This window comes from Streptomyces sp. NPDC034670 (genome assembly GCF_055574875.1).
The window spans coordinates 142,103-159,076 of sequence record NZ_JBVITR010000004.1; the positions used below are offsets into that span (position 1 = coordinate 142,103).

Here is a 16,974-nt window from a genome sequence, read left to right on the forward strand (position 1 = left end):
CTTCACTCCTCTACTACAGCCACGGGCCGAGCTCGGGAGCGTCGGCGAGCGTGTGGGGACGGCCGGCCAGCCAGGCGGCGACCTCGGGCAGGGGGCCGTCGGGGAGCTCGGCCAGGCCGCGCTTGGCGCGGATCTCCTCGGCCAGGGCGGCCAGGAAGCCCCTCGGCAGGTCGGCGAAGGTGACGACGCCGGTGCCGAGGTCGACGGCGTGGACGCACACCTCGCGGGCGCGCATCCACGGGAGCTCGGTGGCGGGGACGGTGCGGCCCTGGGCGGTGACGACCTCGCGGTGCCACTGCTCGTCGGTGAGCCCGTCCAGTGCCCCGGCGAGCTTCTCGGCGGAGGCGGCCAGCCAGGAGCGGAGCTCCTCGGCCGACAGGGCGGGGCCCTTGGCGATGCCGGCGGCGCGTTCCTCGGCGGAGGCGTACATCGGCGTCTGTTCGCCGGTGGCCGCCCAGTGCACCAGGTTGCCCAGGGCGTCGGCGTTGGCCGCGACGTGCGCCACCAGGTGCTTGCGGGTCCACCCCGGCAGCACGCTGGGGGCCGAGAAGGCGGCCTCGTCGAGGCCCGCGACGGCGTCGAGCATCAGCTCGGTGCCGGTGCGGGCCCAGGCACGCGCGTCGGCGAACGTCCGCGCGCCGGCGGTCGTGCCGGTCATCCCCCGACCACCTTGTTGGTGCAGGCGCCCAGGCCGGCGATCTCGGTGACCACGGTCTGGCCGGGGAGCAGGAAGACCTTGGGGTCGCGGGCGTTGCCCACGCCGGCCGGGGTACCGGTGGCGATGATGTCGCCCGGCTTCAGGGTGATGACGGTGGAGATGTACTGCACCAGGAAGACCGGGTCGAACAGCAGCGTGCCGGTGTCGTCCCGCTGCATGACCTCGCCGTCGACGACCGTCTTGACCTCGAGCGCGGGGCGGACGCCGCCGACCTCGTCGGGGGTGACGACGTAGGGGCCGACCGGGGTGGTGGCCTCCCAGATCTTGCCCTGGGTCCACTCGATGGTGCGGAACTGCCAGTCGCGCACCGAGATGTCGTTCATGACGGTGAAGCCGGCGATGGCCTCGGCGGCCTGCCGCTCGTCGGCGCGGCGCACCGCCTTGCCGATCACGACGGCCAGCTCGACCTCCCAGTCGAACGCCTCGGTCTCGGCCGGCTTGACGATGTCGTCGTTCGCGCCCAGCAGCGTCTCGGCGAACTTCGGGAAGAGGGTCGGGTGGCTGGGGAGGTCCCGGCCCATCTCCTTGATGTGGTTGGTGTAGTTGTGGCCGACGCAGATGACCTTGGAGGGGTTCGGGACGACCGGGGCGAAGTCCGCGCCGTCGACCGGGTGGGTGGTGCCGGAGGCGGCGGCGGCCTTGTCCTGCCAGTCGTCCTGGGCGAACAGCTCGCCCAGGTCGGCGTAGCCGAGGTCGACGAGGACCCCGTCGTCGAGGCGGACCGCCCGGGTGCCGTCGGCGGTGCGGAGGGTGGCGAGCTTCATGTCAGGCGTCCTTCTGGGTGCGGTCGAGCTTGAGCGCCTCGAAGACGGGCGCGTCGGAGAAGCGGAACAGGTCGAGGGCGCCGGAGTCGGAGTCGGTGGCGCCGGCCTCGGACCTGGCGGAGAACGGCTCCCAGGACGGGACGACGAACAGGTCGCCGCGGGTCACCGTCCACGACTTCTCGCCGACGGTCACCGTGCCGGAGCCGTCGAAGACCTGGTAGACCGACGAACCGGTCTCGCGCACCGGCGCGGTCTCGGCGCCCCGGGCGACGCGGTGGAACTCGGCGCGCAGGGTCGGCAGGACGTCGGAGCCGTCGTGCGGGTTGGAGTAGCGCACCGCGGCGTGGCCGGGCTCGACGGTGCCGCCGAAGCCCTCCTTCTCCAGCAGGAGCTGGTCGCGCAGCGCGGCGCTGGTGTGCTCCCACTTGTAGGACAGCAGCGGGCTGCCCGGCGTGGCCGGGACGGCCGACAGCGGGCGCAGGCCCGGGTGTCCCCACAGGCGCTCGGAGCGCGACCGCTCGGGGGTGGTCCGCTCGGCGTCGCTGATCTCGTCGCGGCCGAACTCGAAGAACTGCGCCTCGGTGACGTACTGGAAGGGGATGTCCAGGCCGTCGATCCAGGCCATCGGCTCGGAGGTCGCGTTGTGGTGGGCGTGCCAGTTCCAGCCCGCCTGCGGGAGGAAGTCGCCGCGGTTCATCGGCACCGGGTCGCCGCCGACGACCGTCCACACGCCCGAGCCCTCGACGACGAAGCGGAAGGCGTGCTGGGTGTGGCGGTGCTCGGGGGCGTCCTCGCCCGGCATGAGGTACTGGATGGCCGCCCACAGGGTCGGCGTGGCGAAGGGCCGGCCGCCGAGGGAGGGGTTGGCCAGCGCGATGGCCCGGCGCTCGCCGCCGCGGCCGACGGGGACCAGGCTGCCTGCCCGGTCCGCCAGCTCCCGCAGCTTCTCCCAGCGCCACAGGTGCGGCACGGCGCGCGAACGCGGGTGGGCCGGCATCAGGTCGCCGATCTCGGTCCACAGCGGGACGAGCAGTTCCCGCTCGAAGCCCCGGTACAGCTCTTCGAGCGCCGGGGTGACCTCGGGTTGTCCCTCTGCGGAGACGGCCTGGAGCCGGACCGGGGAACCCGTTGCGGTGCCTGGGGCGAAGGAGGACTGAGTCATACACCGCAGGGTGCCTGGTGTCCTCCAGATGAACATGTAGATTCTGGAGAGCAGAATCCGGAGGACACGCCATGGACAAACCGCTGAAGACGCCGCCGCCCTACCCCATCGCCAGCGTGGACCACGCGCTGCGGGCGGCGACCATCCTGCAGATGGAGGGCGGCGCGACCGTGTCCCAGATCGCCGAGCGGCTGGGCGTCGCCCGGTCGACCGCCCACCGGCTCCTGGCGATGCTCGTCTACCGCGACTTCGCCGTGCAGGACGAGGACCGCGTCTACCGCGCGGGACCGGTGCTGGAGCTCGCCGCGCACTCCCAGTCCCTGGTGTCGCGGCTGCGCGCGGCGGCCCTGCCCCATCTGCACCGGGTCGTCGACCTGCTGGACGAGACCGCGAACCTGATCGTGCGCACCGGGGACACGACCCGGTTCATCGCCAGCGTCGAGTGCCGGCAGGCGCTGCGGGTCGGCTCCCGGGAGGGCATGGTGTTCCCGGCCCACCGCACGACGACGGGGCTGCTGCTGCTCGCCGAGCTCACCGACGAGGAGCTGGAGGAGGTCTACGCCCCCGAGCGCTACCGCGACCGCCCCACCGAGCGCCCGGACCTCGACCGGCTGCGGGCCGAGCTGAGGCGGCTGCGCCGCAACGGGTTCGCCGTCAACAAGGAGCGCTCCGAACGCGGCCTCGTCGCCGTCGGCGTCCCCGTGCGCGACCGGGACGGCACCGCACTGGCCGGCCTGTCGGTGTCGATGCCCGGCGTGCGCTACGACCCGCACCGCCTCCAGCCCCTGGTCGCCGTCCTGGAGACCACGGCGCGCGCCCTGGAGAAGGACCTGGCCGAGCAGCAGCACTGAGCCGCCCTCCCGGCCCGGCAGTCCTTCGACAGCGCGGACGTCGCATTTACAGAAAGACCGTTCGCTTTAAATCGCGGACACATCATTGACGCCACGTAAAGCGAGTGTCATTCTCCACGGCATCACGGCCGATCCGCACCGTGCGCGCTCCGCCCCCCCACCGCGCACGCGGGGTCGAGCCGTTCCGCCCTCCCACGGCTCCCGTCTCCGGGACGCCCGCCTTTCCCAGCCAGGGAGAAACAGCAATGACGCTCGACAACGGGACGACGACGTCCCAGGGCCCGACCGCGGGGGCCGCCCGGATGCCGGGCTACGCGGGGACACTGGCTGCCGCCTGCGGCGCGGTCTTCGTCGCGCAGGTCGCGAACGCGCTGCCCGCCTCGCTGAACGGTCTCTTCCAGCAGGACCTGAGCACCCACGGGTCCCAGCTCACGTGGATCACCGCCGCGTTCATGATCGCCGTGGTCTGCTTCGAGTTCACCTTCGGTGTCCTCGGCGACCTCTTCGGGCGGCGCAGGCTCGTCGCGGCCGGCACCGCCCTGGTCGCCGCGGGCAGCACCGTGGCCGCGCTCGCGCCCAGCGTGCAGGTGCTGTGGATCGGCGCCGCCCTCAACGGCCTGGGCGCCGGCGCCATGTTCCCCGGTTCGCTCACCGCGCTCACCGCCGTCACCCGCTCGGCCCGGGAACGGGCGCAGGCGGTGGCGCTCTGGAGCGGGTTCCTGTCCGCCGGCGCCGCCGTCTCGCCCCTGCTCGGCGGCATGTTCGCCAAGGTCGGCTCGTGGCGCGGCTCCTTCTGGGTGCTCGTCGGGTTCGCCCTGGTCAGCATGGTGGTCACCCTGGTGCTGGCCACGGAGTCGAAGGCGCCCGAGGGCCGCTCGCTCGACGTCCCCGGCCAGATCACCTTCGCCCTCGGTCTCATCCTGGTGCTCTACGGCGCCGTCGAGGGGCCCGAGGCGGGCTGGACCACCCTGCCCGTGATGCTCTCCTTCGCCCTCGGCGCGTGCTTCCTCGCCGCGTTCGTGCTGGTGGAGCTGGGGGCCGCGTCCCCGATCTTCGACCTGAAGCTGTTCCGCAACCGGGCCTTCACCGTGTCGTCCGTCGTCGCGGTCATCGGCATGCTCGCCTTCCTCGGCGCCTGCTTCTCGACGAGCATGTGGCTGGGGCCGGTGCAGCACCAGGACCCGATCCGCGTCGCGGTCCCCTTCCTGCTCCTCCAGGGACCCGCCTTCCTGCTCATCCCGGTCGTCTCGCGGCTCCTCCACAGGGTCGCCGCGTCCTGGCTGCTGACCTCCGGGTTCCTCCTGATGGCGCTCGGCTGCCTGCTGTTCGCCGGGATGGACGTCACCGACACCGGTCTCGGCGCGTTCGTCGCGCCCGCCCTGCTGATCGGCGTCGGCTTCGCCCTGACCGTCAGCTCGGTGACGGCCGTGGCGCTGAACAGCGTCCCGCAGCACCTCGCGGGCATGGCCAGCGCCACCACCAACATGCTGCGCGACCTCGGCTTCGCGCTCGGCCCGGTCGTCGTCGGCGCGGTCGCCCTCAGCAACGCGGGGTCGGCGTTCGGGGAGAAGCTGGCCGGCGCCGACCTGACGCCCGGTCAGCTGGCGGCGGCGCAGGAGATCGGCCGGGCCGGAGGGCCCATCGCGGTGAACAGCCTGCCGCCCGGCGCCCCGGGGTCGGCGGCGCAGGGTGCCGCCCTGGAGGCCCTGGGCAGCGGCTTCAGCACCGCCTACCTGGTGTGCGGCGCGGCGGCCCTGGTCGCCGCGGCGCTGACCGCCTTCGGCATGATCGGCACCCACCGCGGCTCCGCCGGGGACGAGGGCTCCGCACCCCTGTCGCCCGGGTACGACGGCGGCCCGGCACCGGCCGCCGCCCGGTAGGCGGCCCGGTCCGGCACCCCGCCGGGACGACGGCTCCCCCCTGCCTCACACAGGGGGGAGCCGTCCGGCGCCGGGGGCGCCCGGGTCCCGGGCGGCGCCGCCTCACCCGCCGGCCCGCGGACCCGGGCGAGGACCGGCGTCGCGTGTCCCGGAGCGTGCTTCAACGGGCTCCCGGTCCGAGGTCCGCCAGCAAGTCGTCCAGGACCGCCTCCTCCTCGACCCGGACGCCGCACTCGGTGAGGGCGACGGCCAGGGCCGGATCCCAGGGAGTCGCGGCGGGCGAGCCGGTCAGCCCCGGGGCTCCGGCCGTCCTGGCCACCGCCGCCCGGTAGGCGGCGGCCGTGTAACGCCACGGTCGCCAGGGGACGCTCCGGCCCAGCGCCGCGGCGATGCGCACACCGCCCCAGTCGAAGTCCCCGTGGTAGAGGAGACCGGCTCCCTGCTCGGACAGGCCGCGCAACAGGGTGAGGGCGGCGGCCGACGGTTGTCCCTGAAGGCACACCAGAGGCGGACACGCCGGGCCGAAGGAGTCGGCGGCCGCGGACAGCACGGCCGGGTTCTCACAGACGTGAACGGTGCCCGTCGTCGGGACGGCGACGACCGGTGCGCGACGGGTCAGGGAACGGAGCGTCAGGACTGCCGGCTCGCCCACGTCGGCCATCCAGTCGAGGGGCGGAGTGCCGCGCAGGTTAAGGACGAGGGCGGTCGAGGACAGGTCGTCCTTGAGCAGACCCCCCGAGGCCCATGCCTCCCGCCGCCACTGGGCGCCGGTGCCGTCCGGAAAGCCGGTGAGGGCTCGGAGCCCGGACAGGACGAGGGTGGCCAGGGGCGTTCCCTCGTCGAGATCGTGCGCACCGGACAGGTTCCGTGCCGCGAACGTCGCGCGCGCGGTCGGTGGCGACACGGGCAGCGCCCGCAGCACGCGCACGGCGGTCTTCACCAGAGGGCCCGCGGCCTCCGGCGTACGGGCGAGACGTCATACGAGGCCGTCCCCGCGGATCCGCTCGGCCCAGGAGGCCAGCTCCGGGCCGAGGGTGCCGAGTGGGGCGTACGCCTCCTCCCAGGCTCGTGCCTCCCTGTCCCGCGTCTTCGCGCGGAGGGTGACGGGGCCGGTGAGGGCCACCACGGCGGCCGCCAGTCCGCCGGGGCTGACACCGGAGCGGCGCAGGATCGCGTCCACGGTGTCGAGGCGGACGCTCAGGGAGCCACCGGTGCGCGGCGCCCGGCCCAGCAGGCGGTCGGCAGCGCTCCGCTGGGCGGCGTCGGGGGCGGAGAGCGTGACGGTGCCGGTGAGCGGCCGGCCGCGTGCCATCCGCTGCCGGACGCGGTCCACGAACCAGGCGAGGGCCGGATCGCCGAGCAGACGGCCGAGACGCTCGGTGTCGACGTCGCCCCGGTCCTCGGTCCGGGCCTCGGCCGGTGACGGCCCGGTCGGCACAGCGCTCACGATGGTGTCCGCCGGTGCCGTCCGTCCGGCCGCCTCCCGGATTCCGTCGTGTGCGGACGGAGCCGCCGGACGGTTCACGTCCACCGGTGCTCCTGTTCACCGGTGCCGCCGGCAACGGCGGTCCGCCCCGGCCCGTCGAAAGGGCTCGCCGGCCCCTCGGTGGCCTCGCCCGAACCGCCGGGGGAGGGGCCCTCTCGGGACGCGTCCGCCCGCGCACCGGGCTCCGTGCCGCGCCGCCGTTCGCTGCCGTCCCACTCCCACCGGGTCACCAGTACGGCGTCGATGTCGTCGACGCGGGAGAGCTGGGCGATGGCGATGCCCGGCACCTGGGGGTAGCAGGCCCATTCGCGCTCGCTGGTCATGACGACGTCGAGGTCGAAGGCGCGCAGCAGGCCGAGGCACTTGGCGCGCGAGTCGTCGTCGACGCCGGCGAACGCCTCGTCCAGGGTGACCAGGCGCGGGGCGTGCGCGCCGCCCGCGCTGGCGTAGTGGGAGGACGCGGCGGCGAACAGGGGAACGGACGCGGCCAGTACCCGCTCCCCGCCGGAGGCCGGCCCGGTGGCCGGCACCCACTTGCCGTGCTGGTGGCGTTCGACCCCGAACTCGTGCCAGGACCGGTAGTCGAGGGCGGCGGTGAGGTCCTCCAGCCAGCTGCCGGCGCTGTCGTCCGCCTGCCGCCGGGCGATCTGCTCCTGGAGGAACGTGCCGACCGCGGCCCGGTCCTCGGGCGACCAGGCGTCGGCGGACTGGCGCAGCCGTTCGCGGGCCTGGGCCAGACCCTGCGGGGCCCGGCGGGACGCCCGCCACACCAGCCGCAGTTTCATCCCGGTGGAGGTCGGGCGTTCCTCCAGTTCCCTGTTCATGGCGGCCACCTGCCGTTCGGCCGCCCCGATCAGTTCCTGGAGCGTCCCGGCGACCTCGGTGATCAGGTGGGTCTGGAGGACCTCGCGCTCGCGGGCGGACAGGATGCGGGTCAGTTCCGCGACCTCCGCCGCCAGTGCCCCGGCGAGTTCGGGCACGGCCCGTTCCCGGCCCTGGTAGACAATGTCGACCCGCATGCCGTCCTCGCTCGGGCGGGCGGTGGCGGTGTGGCCGTGCCGGGACAGCGCGTCCTGGAGCTTTCCGAACTCCTCGCTCAGCCGTTTCTGCACGCGTTCCCAGGCCGCGTCGGTGTCGTCGACCGAGGAGAGCCGGGACTCCACGGTCCGCGCGAGGGCGACGGCGGGGGTCGCCGCCCACGGTCCTCCGTCGTCGTCCGGTACGGCGAGGTCGGGCAGCGCGACGGCGAGCAGTCCCGTCGCGGCGAACCGCTGGAGCGCCGCGACGGCTTCCGCACGTGCGGCGGTCGCCTCGGTGACGTCCTCGGTGAGCCGCTCGATGCGCCCTTCGGCGCGGCTGGCCCGCCGGTCGGCGTCGCCGTACTGCGTCCGGGCCCGTTCCCGTTCGTGCGCGCAGAGCCGGGCGGCCTCGGCCGTCTCCTCCAGCTGCCGCTGGAGTTCGGCGACGGCCGCTCCGACGGTGGAGCGGAGCGTCGCGAGGTGTTCGTCCGCCGCGGCGGCCGTCCGGGCCGCCTCCGCCGTGCGCTGCGCGAGGTCGGACACGAGGAGTTCGGCCCGCCGGGTCTCCTCCCGCTCGCCGGTCACCGCGCGCTCGGCCTCCGCGCGTTCGCGCAGCGCGGGCCACAGGGCCGCCAGGAGGGCGGTGTGGTCGGCGAGCGCCTGGCGCACGGCGTCCAGTGCCGCGGGGTCGGCGGGGAGGTTCAGGGCGGCGGCGGTGTCGGCGAGTTCGGCCGCCGCGCGGTCGGCCTCTTCCGCCGCCGGGGCCAGCTCCGCGGCCCGTTCGTCCCACCGGGAGCGGGCGCGGCGGACCGCCTCCGTCGCGGTGGTGACGCGTGCGTGGGCGTGCCGCAGGTCGTCGTCGCCCGGCAGTGCGGCGAGTTCGGCGTCCAGGACGGCGCGGCGCCCGGCCACGGCGCGGGCCTTTTCGGTCAGCCGTTCCCGCTCCGCCGCCAGGTCGCTGATCTCGGCGCGCAGTTCTCCGGCCCGGACGCGGCGGGCCCGTTCCCGCGCTCCTTCGCCCACGTACTGGGCGCCGGCCTTGGCCCAGCTTCCGGTGAGCGCCCCGACGCGGAAGCGCCCGTCCGCGCGGACCCAGGTGTCGCGGCCGCCGGCCTCCCCGGAGGCTTCCCCGGCTCCGTCACCGTCCGCAGCCAGCCCGATGGAGGCGAGCAGACGCGCGACCTTCTCCTCCCCCACCGCGGCTGCCCCTGTGTCCGCGGGGTCGACCGCCGGGCACAGCGCCCGGTCGAGGCCGGTCCCACCGAGCAGTCCGACCGGGTCGAGCAGCACGTCGTGGCCGTCCGCCGCGACCGCGGAGCCGTCCGGCCGGACCCAGGCGTCGAGGAGCCCCGACGCCTCCAGCGCGGCCTCCAGCCCCGCGCGGTCGGCCTCGGAGAGGTGCGGGCGGAAGTCGACCAGCCGCCACAGCGGAGCGCCGGGGCCCCGGTCCCGCACACCGGGGGTGCGCGTGTGGGGGGCCGACGGGCCGCGCTCCCCGCCCGCTTCGAGGGCGGTCAGTTCCTCGGTCGCCCGCCGTTGCCGTTCCGCCGCCGCCTCCTCGCGGTGGGCCAGCAGGGCCGCCCGGTCGGCCAGACGGGAGACGACGGCGCGGTGCGCTTCGGTCGCCGCCGTGCGGGCCGGCAGAGGGCCGTCCAGGGAGTCGGCCCAGTCCTGTACCGCGTCCAGCACCCCCGGCAGTCCGGGCACCCGAAGCTCCACGCACCCGGAGAAGTGTTCCTGCACGGCCGTGACCAGCGCCCGCCCCGCCCGGGCAACCTCTTCCTCCGCCCCGGCCAGCCGTTCCTCGGCGTGCACGGCCTCCTCGTCGGCCTCGTCGGCGCGCAGCCGGGCGACCCGGTGCCGCTCCCCGGCCCGCTCGGCCCGCGCGGCGAGCTGCGCCACGTGCTCGACGGCGCGCCGCCTGCTCGCCGTCGCCCCCTCCGCCTCCCGGCGCAGGACCGCCTCGGGGGATCCTTCCGTCCTCGGCGCGTCGAGCCGGGCGGCCAGGGCGCTCCCGGCCGCCTTCTCCAGGATGTCGTCCAGGGTTTTCCGGGCGGCCGTGACCCGGTTGTCCGCGGTGGCGAGCCGGCCCAGGGCCCGGGTGTGCGCCTCGGCCGCCGTGCGCCGGTCCGCCTCGGCCCGCTTCAGCTCCCCAGCCGTACGGGAGGCGTCGTCCGCCGCCCGGTCGAGGGCGCGGGCGTCACGCATCTCGGGCCCGGACCGCAGCGCGGCATCCTGGGCGGCCAGCCGCGCGGCCCGTTCGTCGAGGGCGGCACCCCGCGCCCGGGCCTCCTCACGCTCCTCCAAGGCCCGGTCCCGGTCCGCCTGCGCCGTGGAGAGCTCCCGCTGCAGGTTCTCGTACCGGGCGTGTTCGCGGCGGGGCAGTCGGGCGCGGCGCCGGGAGGCGAGGCGGGCGTAGCGCCGGTAGTGGTCGAGGAACGCCGAGGAGGCCTGTTCGGCCTCGCGGGCCGCCCGCAGTTCCTCCTTCTCCTCGTCCAGTGACCGGAACGCCTCCGCCGCATCGGCGACGACCGCCTGGTCCATCGGCGGCAGCGCCTCGGTCAGCGCCCGGGACAGGGCGGCCTCGCTGGGGCGCTTGGACAGCTGGGGCTGGCGCAGCTGGATCAGGAGGTCGACGAGGGCGCCGTAGCGCCGCTCCCCCAGCCCGAAGAGCGCTTCGTCGACCGCCCTGCGGTAAGCCTTCGCCGTGTCGTACACCATGCCGCGTCCGCCGACGGCCTCCGCGAGCCGGTCCCGGGACAGGGCGGTCCCGGTCGCGTCCAGCAGGTCGAGGCCAGCGCCGATCCGCTGGTCGGTGACCGCGAACCAGTGGCGGGCGATGCCCCGCCCGGCGACCGCCTTCAGTCCGCACAGCAGGGTGCGGAAATGCGCCTGGCCCGTGGCGCCGTCGAGCCGCCCGAACTCGATCCAGGTGTAGCCGAGCCGTTCGGGGTGCGGGTGCGCGCCGCCCAGAAGCAGGTTCCACTCCATGCGCTTGCCCGGGTCGCCGTCGGGTTCGACGCGGCGGGCGGAGAGGTCGCCGTCCAGGAGGAACGGCAGGGTGAGGGCGAGCACCTTCGACTTGCCGGTGCCGTTGTTGCCGCGCAACAGCAGCCGGCCGTCGCGGAACCGGAACTCCTCGACGTCGTAGTGGAAGAGATCGACGAGTCCGATGCGCAGGGGCCGCCACCGGCCGGGTGCGGGAGCGGGGAGCGCGGTCACGGGGTGGTTCACCTTTCGTCCTGCACGTTCGCGGCGGGGCGGCGGGCCCTTCCTGGTTCTCTGACGACGGGCTCGCCGACCGCGTACCGCGCGAGGGCCGGCCGCGGGACGACGCCCCGCTCGGTGCGTTCGGCGAGTCCCAGCGCCACCAGCCTGGTCAGCGCCTTCTCGACGAGTTCGGGCTCCGCTCCCGGCTCCCGCGCCGACTTGGACCAGAACCCGCCGTGCACCGCGGCCAGTTCCCGTACCCGGGCCGCCAGCTCCGCCGGTGTGACGGCTCCGGTGGCCCGTGCCAGGTGCCCCGCGAGGAGCAGGGTGATGTGGCCGTGGGTGCCCTGTTCCGGCATGCGCACGTCCGTGAGGTCGTCCAGGGGGTCGACCATGGCGATGCCCTCGGCCCGGACCTCCGGGACGAGTCCGGTCAGTTCGTTGATGCGCGCGGTGATGAAGCCGCGCTGCCGGGTGAGGTAGGCCAGTTCGTCGTCGGCGAGGTCGTCGTAGTAGAGCACCGGGTCGTCCAGGAGGACGCGAGTCAGCTTCCAGCGGATCGCCCGGAACCTGAGCTCGTCGCTGTCGAGCGCGGTCCGCGCGGTCATCTCCGTCAGGCGCTCCTCGAAGCCCTCGGCCTCGACCATGGAGGGGCCGCGCAGGGACGCCGGCATCCCGGCCAGCGCGCGCCGCCGCACGTCGTACAGCGCGTCGCCCGATCCGCTGACGTAGGCGTCCTCGTCGCCGGCCACCCGCCGCAGCACCCCGAGCCGCAGCAGCAGGCGGACCACGGCCGCGAGGTCGAGGCGCTCGTCGCGCCGCTCCAGGGTGAACGTGATCCCGGCGGCGACGAGTTCGGGATCGGCGGCGGCCAGCACGACCTGCTCGGCGAGGCGGCCGAGCGCCACCTGCGACTCGCCTCGTTCCAGTGCGGCCAGGGCCAAGCAGAGCAGGACGTAGCGGCGGCGGGTGAAGGGCTGGGCGCTGCGGGCGGCCTCGCGCGCCGGGTGCGTGGCGTCGGTGAGGGTGCCCGGTGTCTTGCGCAACCGTGCGGCGTCGGCGTCCGTGCGCAGCGTCCAGCCGACGTTGCGCTCGAACCACTCCCGCAGCTCGGCAGCGTGCCGGCGCACCAGCCGGAACTCGTCGGCGTACGGCCCGTCGGCGGTGAGCAGCGGCTCCTTCAGCAGGGCGCGGGCGGCCTTCTGGAGGTCGGCCCGGTGCTGGCCGTCCAGGACCTCGGCGAGGGGGCCGCTCATCGGTTCTCCATGAGCTGGTGGGCGGCGCCCTCTCGTGGAGCGGGAAGGGGCGCGTGCGTGGCGCGGTCGCCAGGCCCCGCCGTGAGGTCGACGATGTCGATCAGGTGGTCGGGGCCGCTGAACACGCCGTCGGGTGTGTGCACTTCGGCCGTCGATCCGTCGTCGAGGGCGGTCAGCCGGACCTCCATCGAACCGTCCCCGCTGGTGGCCGTGGTGGTGGTCGTGTCCGGCCGCCAGGTGGCGAGCGCGTCGCCGAGCAGCCGCAGGAACAACTGGAAGGCGAGCGGGTCCAGCTCGCCGAGCCGGGACAGCCGCACCGGTCCGCCCGTCACGAGGCGGTCCCGGGCCCGCCGGGTCTCCTCCGTCTGCCGGGCGGCGATCCCGGCGAGCCGGCGCCTGGCCTCGCCCCGGTCGGCCACTTTGCGCGGTCTGCCGCGCCGTTCGTAGCTGCCGGTGCGGCGCAGCTGGGGGCTGATCCGCAGCGGTCGCGCCTCGCCCCACGGAGTGGAGGCCGGTTCCGGGGAGGCCGTGCGTTCGGCGAGGGTGTCGGCGTCGACGGTGAGGTGCCGTGAGGAGTGCAGCCCGAACGCCACCCGCCACAGCCGGTGCCGCGCCGCGTCGTCCGGTGCCTGGGCGAACCAGCGGGCCAGGGTGCGGAAGTCGGCCGAGCGGTCCGAGCGCCCGGCTCGCCGCTCGTGGAGCTGCCGCACGACGGCGAGAAGCTGCGGGATCGCATGGAGCGCCCGCCCTCGCAGCAGCCGGGCCTGCGACTCCCGCCCCTCCCCCGACACGAACCACTCGGCGAGCCCGGACCACCGGGCGGCCCACCGCTCGTACGCCACCGCCTCCGCGCGCCCGGCGTCCTCGGGGGCGGCGTCGGCGGCCTCCCGGGCAGCGGCGAGCGTCAGGAGCGGCTCCACCCTTCCCTGCTCCTCCAGTTCCCCGATCAGCAGGGCGATCCGCCCGCCGAGGGTGATGAGGTCCTGGATGAACCGCTCCAGGTACTGGATCAGCCGGTCCTTGTACGCGAGGAACGCCTCGACCTCGACGTCGTGCAGGTCGATGGTGCGCTGGAGCGAGCCCATGAAGGCGCGGGCGTTGTCCGCGAGGTCGGTGAAGCGGGCCGTCAGCACGGACAGGGCGATGTACGTCTTGGCCGGGTCCGGCTCGTCCTCGGCGGCGATCACCAAAAGCGCCCGCATCTGCGTGACGATGTCGTGCAGCGCGACCGCCTGGAGTTCCCCGCGCCGCCCCAGCACCTCGTCATAAGTCCCCAGCGCCGCCTCGGCCGCCTCACCGGCGCGGGTGAGCTGGTAGATGAAACGCCTGCGGTAGAAGTCCTCGACCGCCGTCACCCGCGCGTGGTCCGGATCGGCCCGCAGGTTGCCCCACTCCACCAGCTTGTCCAGCGCCTGCGTCACTGCCTCGGGGTCGGCGGGACGGCTCCCCGCGTCCAGGGCCGCGTACACGTCCTCCGGCCGCAGGTGCACCGCGAACCGCTCCTTGGCGGCGAGGAAGGCCCGCATCACCTGACGGTAGAGAGGGGCGTTGGGGACGGTGAGGTGGGTGAAGGGGGTGTAGTCGGCAGAGGTCATCTCGGCACATTCTTCCACCCCGTTCACGAACTCACGTGGGAGTCGCGCACGCGCACTCCGCCCCCACCGTCTTGCCCGGACCGTCGGACCGGAGGTGCCAGCCCCAGCGGGTGGCGAGCCCCGCGACGAGGAGGAGCCCTCGTCCGCCGGTGGCCTCCGCGCCGGGGGCGTGCAGCTTCGCGGGGTCGGGCGGCGTGTGTTCGGTACGGGTGTCGGTGACCTCGATCCTGGCCGTACGCGTGGGTGCGCACACGTGCAGGAGCAGGTGGAAGTCCCGGCCGGGGACGTGGCCGTGCCGTACGGCGTTGGCGGTCAGCTCGCCGAGGACCAGCACGACCTCCTCGTGCGGGCCGGTGCCGTACGGGATGCCCCGGGCGTCCAGCCGGTGCGCGGCCAGCCGGCGGGCGAGGCGGGCGCCGCGTGGGAGGGAGGTGAAACGCATCTCGAAGGTGCAGCCCGAGTCACCGGCGGGAGCCGTGGGCCAGGAGGTGCTGGCGGGACTGGGGAGTTGGTTCGTCATGCCGCCAACGGTGCACCCGGTTGCGTAGCGTGACCAGTGGTGACTCGGTGACGCAGCTCGATGTACGCGCGGCGGCGGTACCGGTACGAGGCGCGCGGCGTGACGAGGCCGCCGGGGCGGCGTTGAGCCAGGGAGGTGATGGCGATGAACGACGATGTGGGCGAGGGGGCCGGAGCCGTGAGGGCGGGCGACACCGGAAGGGACGACGGCGGACACGTCCGGCCAGGCTGTCGTCGTCGCGTTCGGGCAGACGATGAAGACGCTGCGGGTGCGGGCGGGTCTGGAGCGCGAGGAGTTCTGACGGCGGATCGGATACTCCGCGTCCACGATCGCGTCGTACGAGCAGGGGCGGCGGATCCCGTCGCCCAGGACCATCGAGCGGGCGGACGAGGTCCTGGACGCGGGCGGATTGCTGACCGTGTGGAAGGAGCAGGTGGAGGGGGCTCAGTATCCGGTGTTCTTCCAGGGGATGGCGGCTCTGGAGAAGGCTGCCATCGAGTTGCTCTCGTACGACACGTTGGTGGTCAAAGGCCTGCTTCAGACCGAGGAGTACATGAGGGCGGTGCTAGCCATGCGGCGGCCCCCTCTGGACCAGGAGACGACCGAGCAGCGGGTGGCGGCACGACTTGCTCGTCAGGACATCTTCGACCGCCAGTCCGCACCGCTGCTGAGCTTCGTGATGGATGAGTCAGTATTGCGGCGTCGGCTTGGCGGAACGGACGTGCTTCGTGGGCAGTTGGAGCATCTGTTGCTCATCGGCCAGAAGCAGAACGTCGAAATTCAGGTCATCCCTCTCGACTGTGAGGAGAGCGCGGGCGTGGACGGACCGTTCACGGTCGTCACGCGTGACGACGGCAAGAAGTTCGCCTACACCGAAGCGCAGGGAACCAGCACTCTTCAGACCGACCCGCAGCAGGCAGCGCTCGCTGCTGCCCGCTATGGGATTATCCGATCACAGGCTCTCACTCCGCGAGAGTCCCTGGAGTTCATCGAGAGGTTGCTGGGAGAGCTATGAACACCGCTGAGTCCTCGGCCGTCGCGTCCGGCCTCGCCTGGTTCAGGAGCAGCTACAGCGGAGCGGAGGGCGGCGACTGCGTCGAGGTCGCCGCCGACACGGGAGTCGTGCACATCCGGGACTCCAAGGCCGTGACCGGGCCCGTCATCCGCGTGTCGCGTGGAGCGTGGGCGGGGTTCGTCAGGGAGGCCTGAACCGTCCTGGCGATGAGGAGACCTGGGGTTCATGGCAGCTACCCACTGGCCGGGCGACCCGCCCGCGGACCGTGAGCGGCTCGCCTCCTGGGCACTGGCCCGGATCGCGTCGACGGCCGCCGGGGACGCGCGCGTGGACGCGACGGTCGAGATCGAGTACGCGGCACGCGACACCGAGGCGGACCTCGGCGGCCGTTTCGGTGCCGACGCGGTGAGCGGACCGACGAGCCGCCGACGGGAAGAAAGGCGGAGCTTCCGCCTCGCCGGCGTCTCCCCTCTCCGTCTCCGGGAGGAGGACGGTGACGAGCCGTGGGCCGTGCTGTTCGACCCGGCGCGTCTGCTCCGGGGCATCGGGGCGGTGACGGAGGCACGCCGGAGCGGAGAGTGGGTCGAACTCACCCTCGTCCCTCATGCGTTGTTCGCCGCGCCCACCGACCTCTGGCTGCCGCCGGGCGCCCGCGGCCTGACCCTCCGGCTCGATCCGGCCTCGGGTTTCCTCCGGTCCGCCACGCTCCACGACGAGCAGGGGCCCCTGGCGACGGCCCGGATCACCGGCCTGGACATCCGCGATACGCGGTCCTCGGCCGAGGCCGGCACAATCCTGGCCCGCATGGCCGAAACCTTGCTGGAACCCGCCCGTCTGGCAGCGGACGTCCGCATCGAGGCCGACCCGCACGACGACCTCTCCTTCACGTCCGTGCCCGCGGCCCGCTCCTGGACGGTCTCGTCCGGCGGGGAGATCCTGACCATGAGCGGCGACCACGCACCGGACCGGACCAGCCCGGCGGCCGCCCGCCTGGCGGAACTGCTCACCCCGGCGCGTGTCGTCTCCCACCTCGCCCACGTCGAGGCCGTCTCACCGGCCTCCGTCCGGGCCGCCGTCCGTCCCCTGCGCACCTTCCCGTTCAGTGCCTGGGCCCCGGACGACACCCTGACGTGCCGCTTCACCGTGGACCCGGCGACGGGCGTCCTCGTGCGGGCCGAGGCGGCGACGGAACACCGCACGGTCTTCCGCCACGTCGTCACCGCCCTGGGGCCACAGGGACAGGTTCGGCCAGTAAGGCACGGCTCCGTCGGCTCCTGACCCCGGGGCGTGCGGACGGCACGGCGTCCGGTCCGGGGTTCCCGGCGCCTCCTGCCGGCGAATGCCGTGATCGGCCGCTCCGCGGTCGCGGCGTTCGACGGAGCTGAACCGGTGCGGGGGGGGGGGGGGGGGGGGGGGGGGACGAGGGGGGGGGGGGGGGGGGGGGGGGGGTGGGGGGGGGGGGGGGGGGGGGGGGGGGGGGGGGGGGGGGGGGGAGCGT

The 16,974-nt window shown here is 74.3% G+C and carries 11 protein-coding genes and 2 pseudogenes; 5 read left to right on the top strand and 8 right to left on the bottom strand.

The window, feature by feature from the left end; translation table 11 throughout:
* Positions 1-13: 13 nt before the first annotated feature.
* Genes ACZ56B_RS04490 through ACZ56B_RS04500 form a run of 3 tightly spaced genes read right to left on the bottom strand, consistent with a single transcriptional unit; the run spans position 14 to position 2,644 of the window.
* A complete protein-coding gene (locus tag ACZ56B_RS04490; RefSeq protein WP_468786159.1) occupies positions 14-658 on the bottom strand; it encodes a maleylpyruvate isomerase N-terminal domain-containing protein in 645 nt (214 codons plus the stop codon).
* Positions 655-1,482: a fumarylacetoacetate hydrolase family protein gene (locus tag ACZ56B_RS04495; RefSeq protein ID WP_468786161.1), complete on the bottom strand. Its 828-nt coding sequence runs from the start codon at positions 1,480-1,482 to the stop codon at positions 655-657. Before ACZ56B_RS04495 ends, ACZ56B_RS04490 begins: the two co-directional genes overlap by 4 nt.
* A 1-nt stretch (position 1,483) precedes the next feature.
* The gene (locus ACZ56B_RS04500) at positions 1,484-2,644 is read right to left on the bottom strand and encodes a cupin domain-containing protein (RefSeq protein WP_468786163.1); all 1,161 of its coding nucleotides are present in this window, start codon (positions 2,642-2,644) and stop codon (positions 1,484-1,486) included.
* A gap of 71 nt (positions 2,645-2,715) precedes the next feature.
* Between ACZ56B_RS04500 and ACZ56B_RS04505 the strand changes: the two genes are divergently transcribed.
* Both ACZ56B_RS04505 and ACZ56B_RS04510 read left to right on the top strand, forming a co-directional pair.
* Positions 2,716-3,495 (top strand): IclR family transcriptional regulator, encoded by a 780-nt coding sequence (locus ACZ56B_RS04505; RefSeq protein WP_468786165.1) that lies wholly within the window; start codon positions 2,716-2,718, stop codon positions 3,493-3,495.
* Between the two features lie 245 nt (positions 3,496-3,740).
* Positions 3,741-5,375, top strand: coding sequence for an MFS transporter (locus tag ACZ56B_RS04510; protein WP_468786167.1), 1,635 nt, complete (start codon positions 3,741-3,743; stop codon positions 5,373-5,375).
* 160 nt (positions 5,376-5,535) lie between these two features.
* Here the strand turns inward: ACZ56B_RS04510 and ACZ56B_RS04515 are convergent.
* From ACZ56B_RS04515 to ACZ56B_RS04535, 5 genes and pseudogenes are all read right to left on the bottom strand, one after another.
* Positions 5,536-6,687 (bottom strand): annotated as a pseudogene (locus ACZ56B_RS04515) (TIGR02679 family protein).
* Between the two features lie 209 nt (positions 6,688-6,896).
* Positions 6,897-11,114: a TIGR02680 family protein gene (locus ACZ56B_RS04520; RefSeq protein WP_468786169.1), complete on the bottom strand. Its 4,218-nt coding sequence runs from the start codon at positions 11,112-11,114 to the stop codon at positions 6,897-6,899.
* Positions 11,111-12,346, bottom strand: a complete 1,236-nt coding sequence (locus ACZ56B_RS04525) for a TIGR02678 family protein (RefSeq protein ID WP_468786171.1) — start codon at positions 12,344-12,346, stop codon at positions 11,111-11,113. The genes ACZ56B_RS04520 and ACZ56B_RS04525 overlap by 4 nt, the downstream gene beginning before the upstream one ends.
* The gene (locus tag ACZ56B_RS04530) at positions 12,343-13,941 is read right to left on the bottom strand and encodes a TIGR02677 family protein (protein WP_468786173.1); all 1,599 of its coding nucleotides are present in this window, start codon (positions 13,939-13,941) and stop codon (positions 12,343-12,345) included. Before ACZ56B_RS04530 ends, ACZ56B_RS04525 begins: the two co-directional genes overlap by 4 nt.
* Positions 13,942-13,972: 31 nt before the next feature.
* Positions 13,973-14,461 (bottom strand): ATP-binding protein, encoded by a 489-nt coding sequence (locus ACZ56B_RS04535; RefSeq protein WP_468786175.1) that lies wholly within the window; start codon positions 14,459-14,461, stop codon positions 13,973-13,975.
* A gap of 253 nt (positions 14,462-14,714) precedes the next feature.
* Here ACZ56B_RS04535 and ACZ56B_RS04540 point away from each other — a divergent pair.
* The 3 genes and pseudogenes from ACZ56B_RS04540 (at position 14,715) to ACZ56B_RS04550 (ending at position 16,754) form a co-directional block, all read left to right on the top strand.
* A pseudogene (locus tag ACZ56B_RS04540) lies at positions 14,715-15,476 on the top strand (helix-turn-helix domain-containing protein).
* On the top strand, positions 15,473-15,670 hold the full coding sequence (locus ACZ56B_RS04545; RefSeq protein WP_468786177.1) for a DUF397 domain-containing protein: 198 nt from the start codon (positions 15,473-15,475) through the stop codon (positions 15,668-15,670). The pseudogene ACZ56B_RS04540 and the gene ACZ56B_RS04545 overlap by 4 nt, the downstream one beginning before the upstream one ends.
* Positions 15,671-15,701: 31 nt before the next feature.
* Entirely contained in the window at positions 15,702-16,754 is a 1,053-nt protein-coding gene (locus ACZ56B_RS04550) for a hypothetical protein (RefSeq protein WP_468786179.1), read from the top strand.
* Positions 16,755-16,974 lie beyond the last annotated feature (220 nt).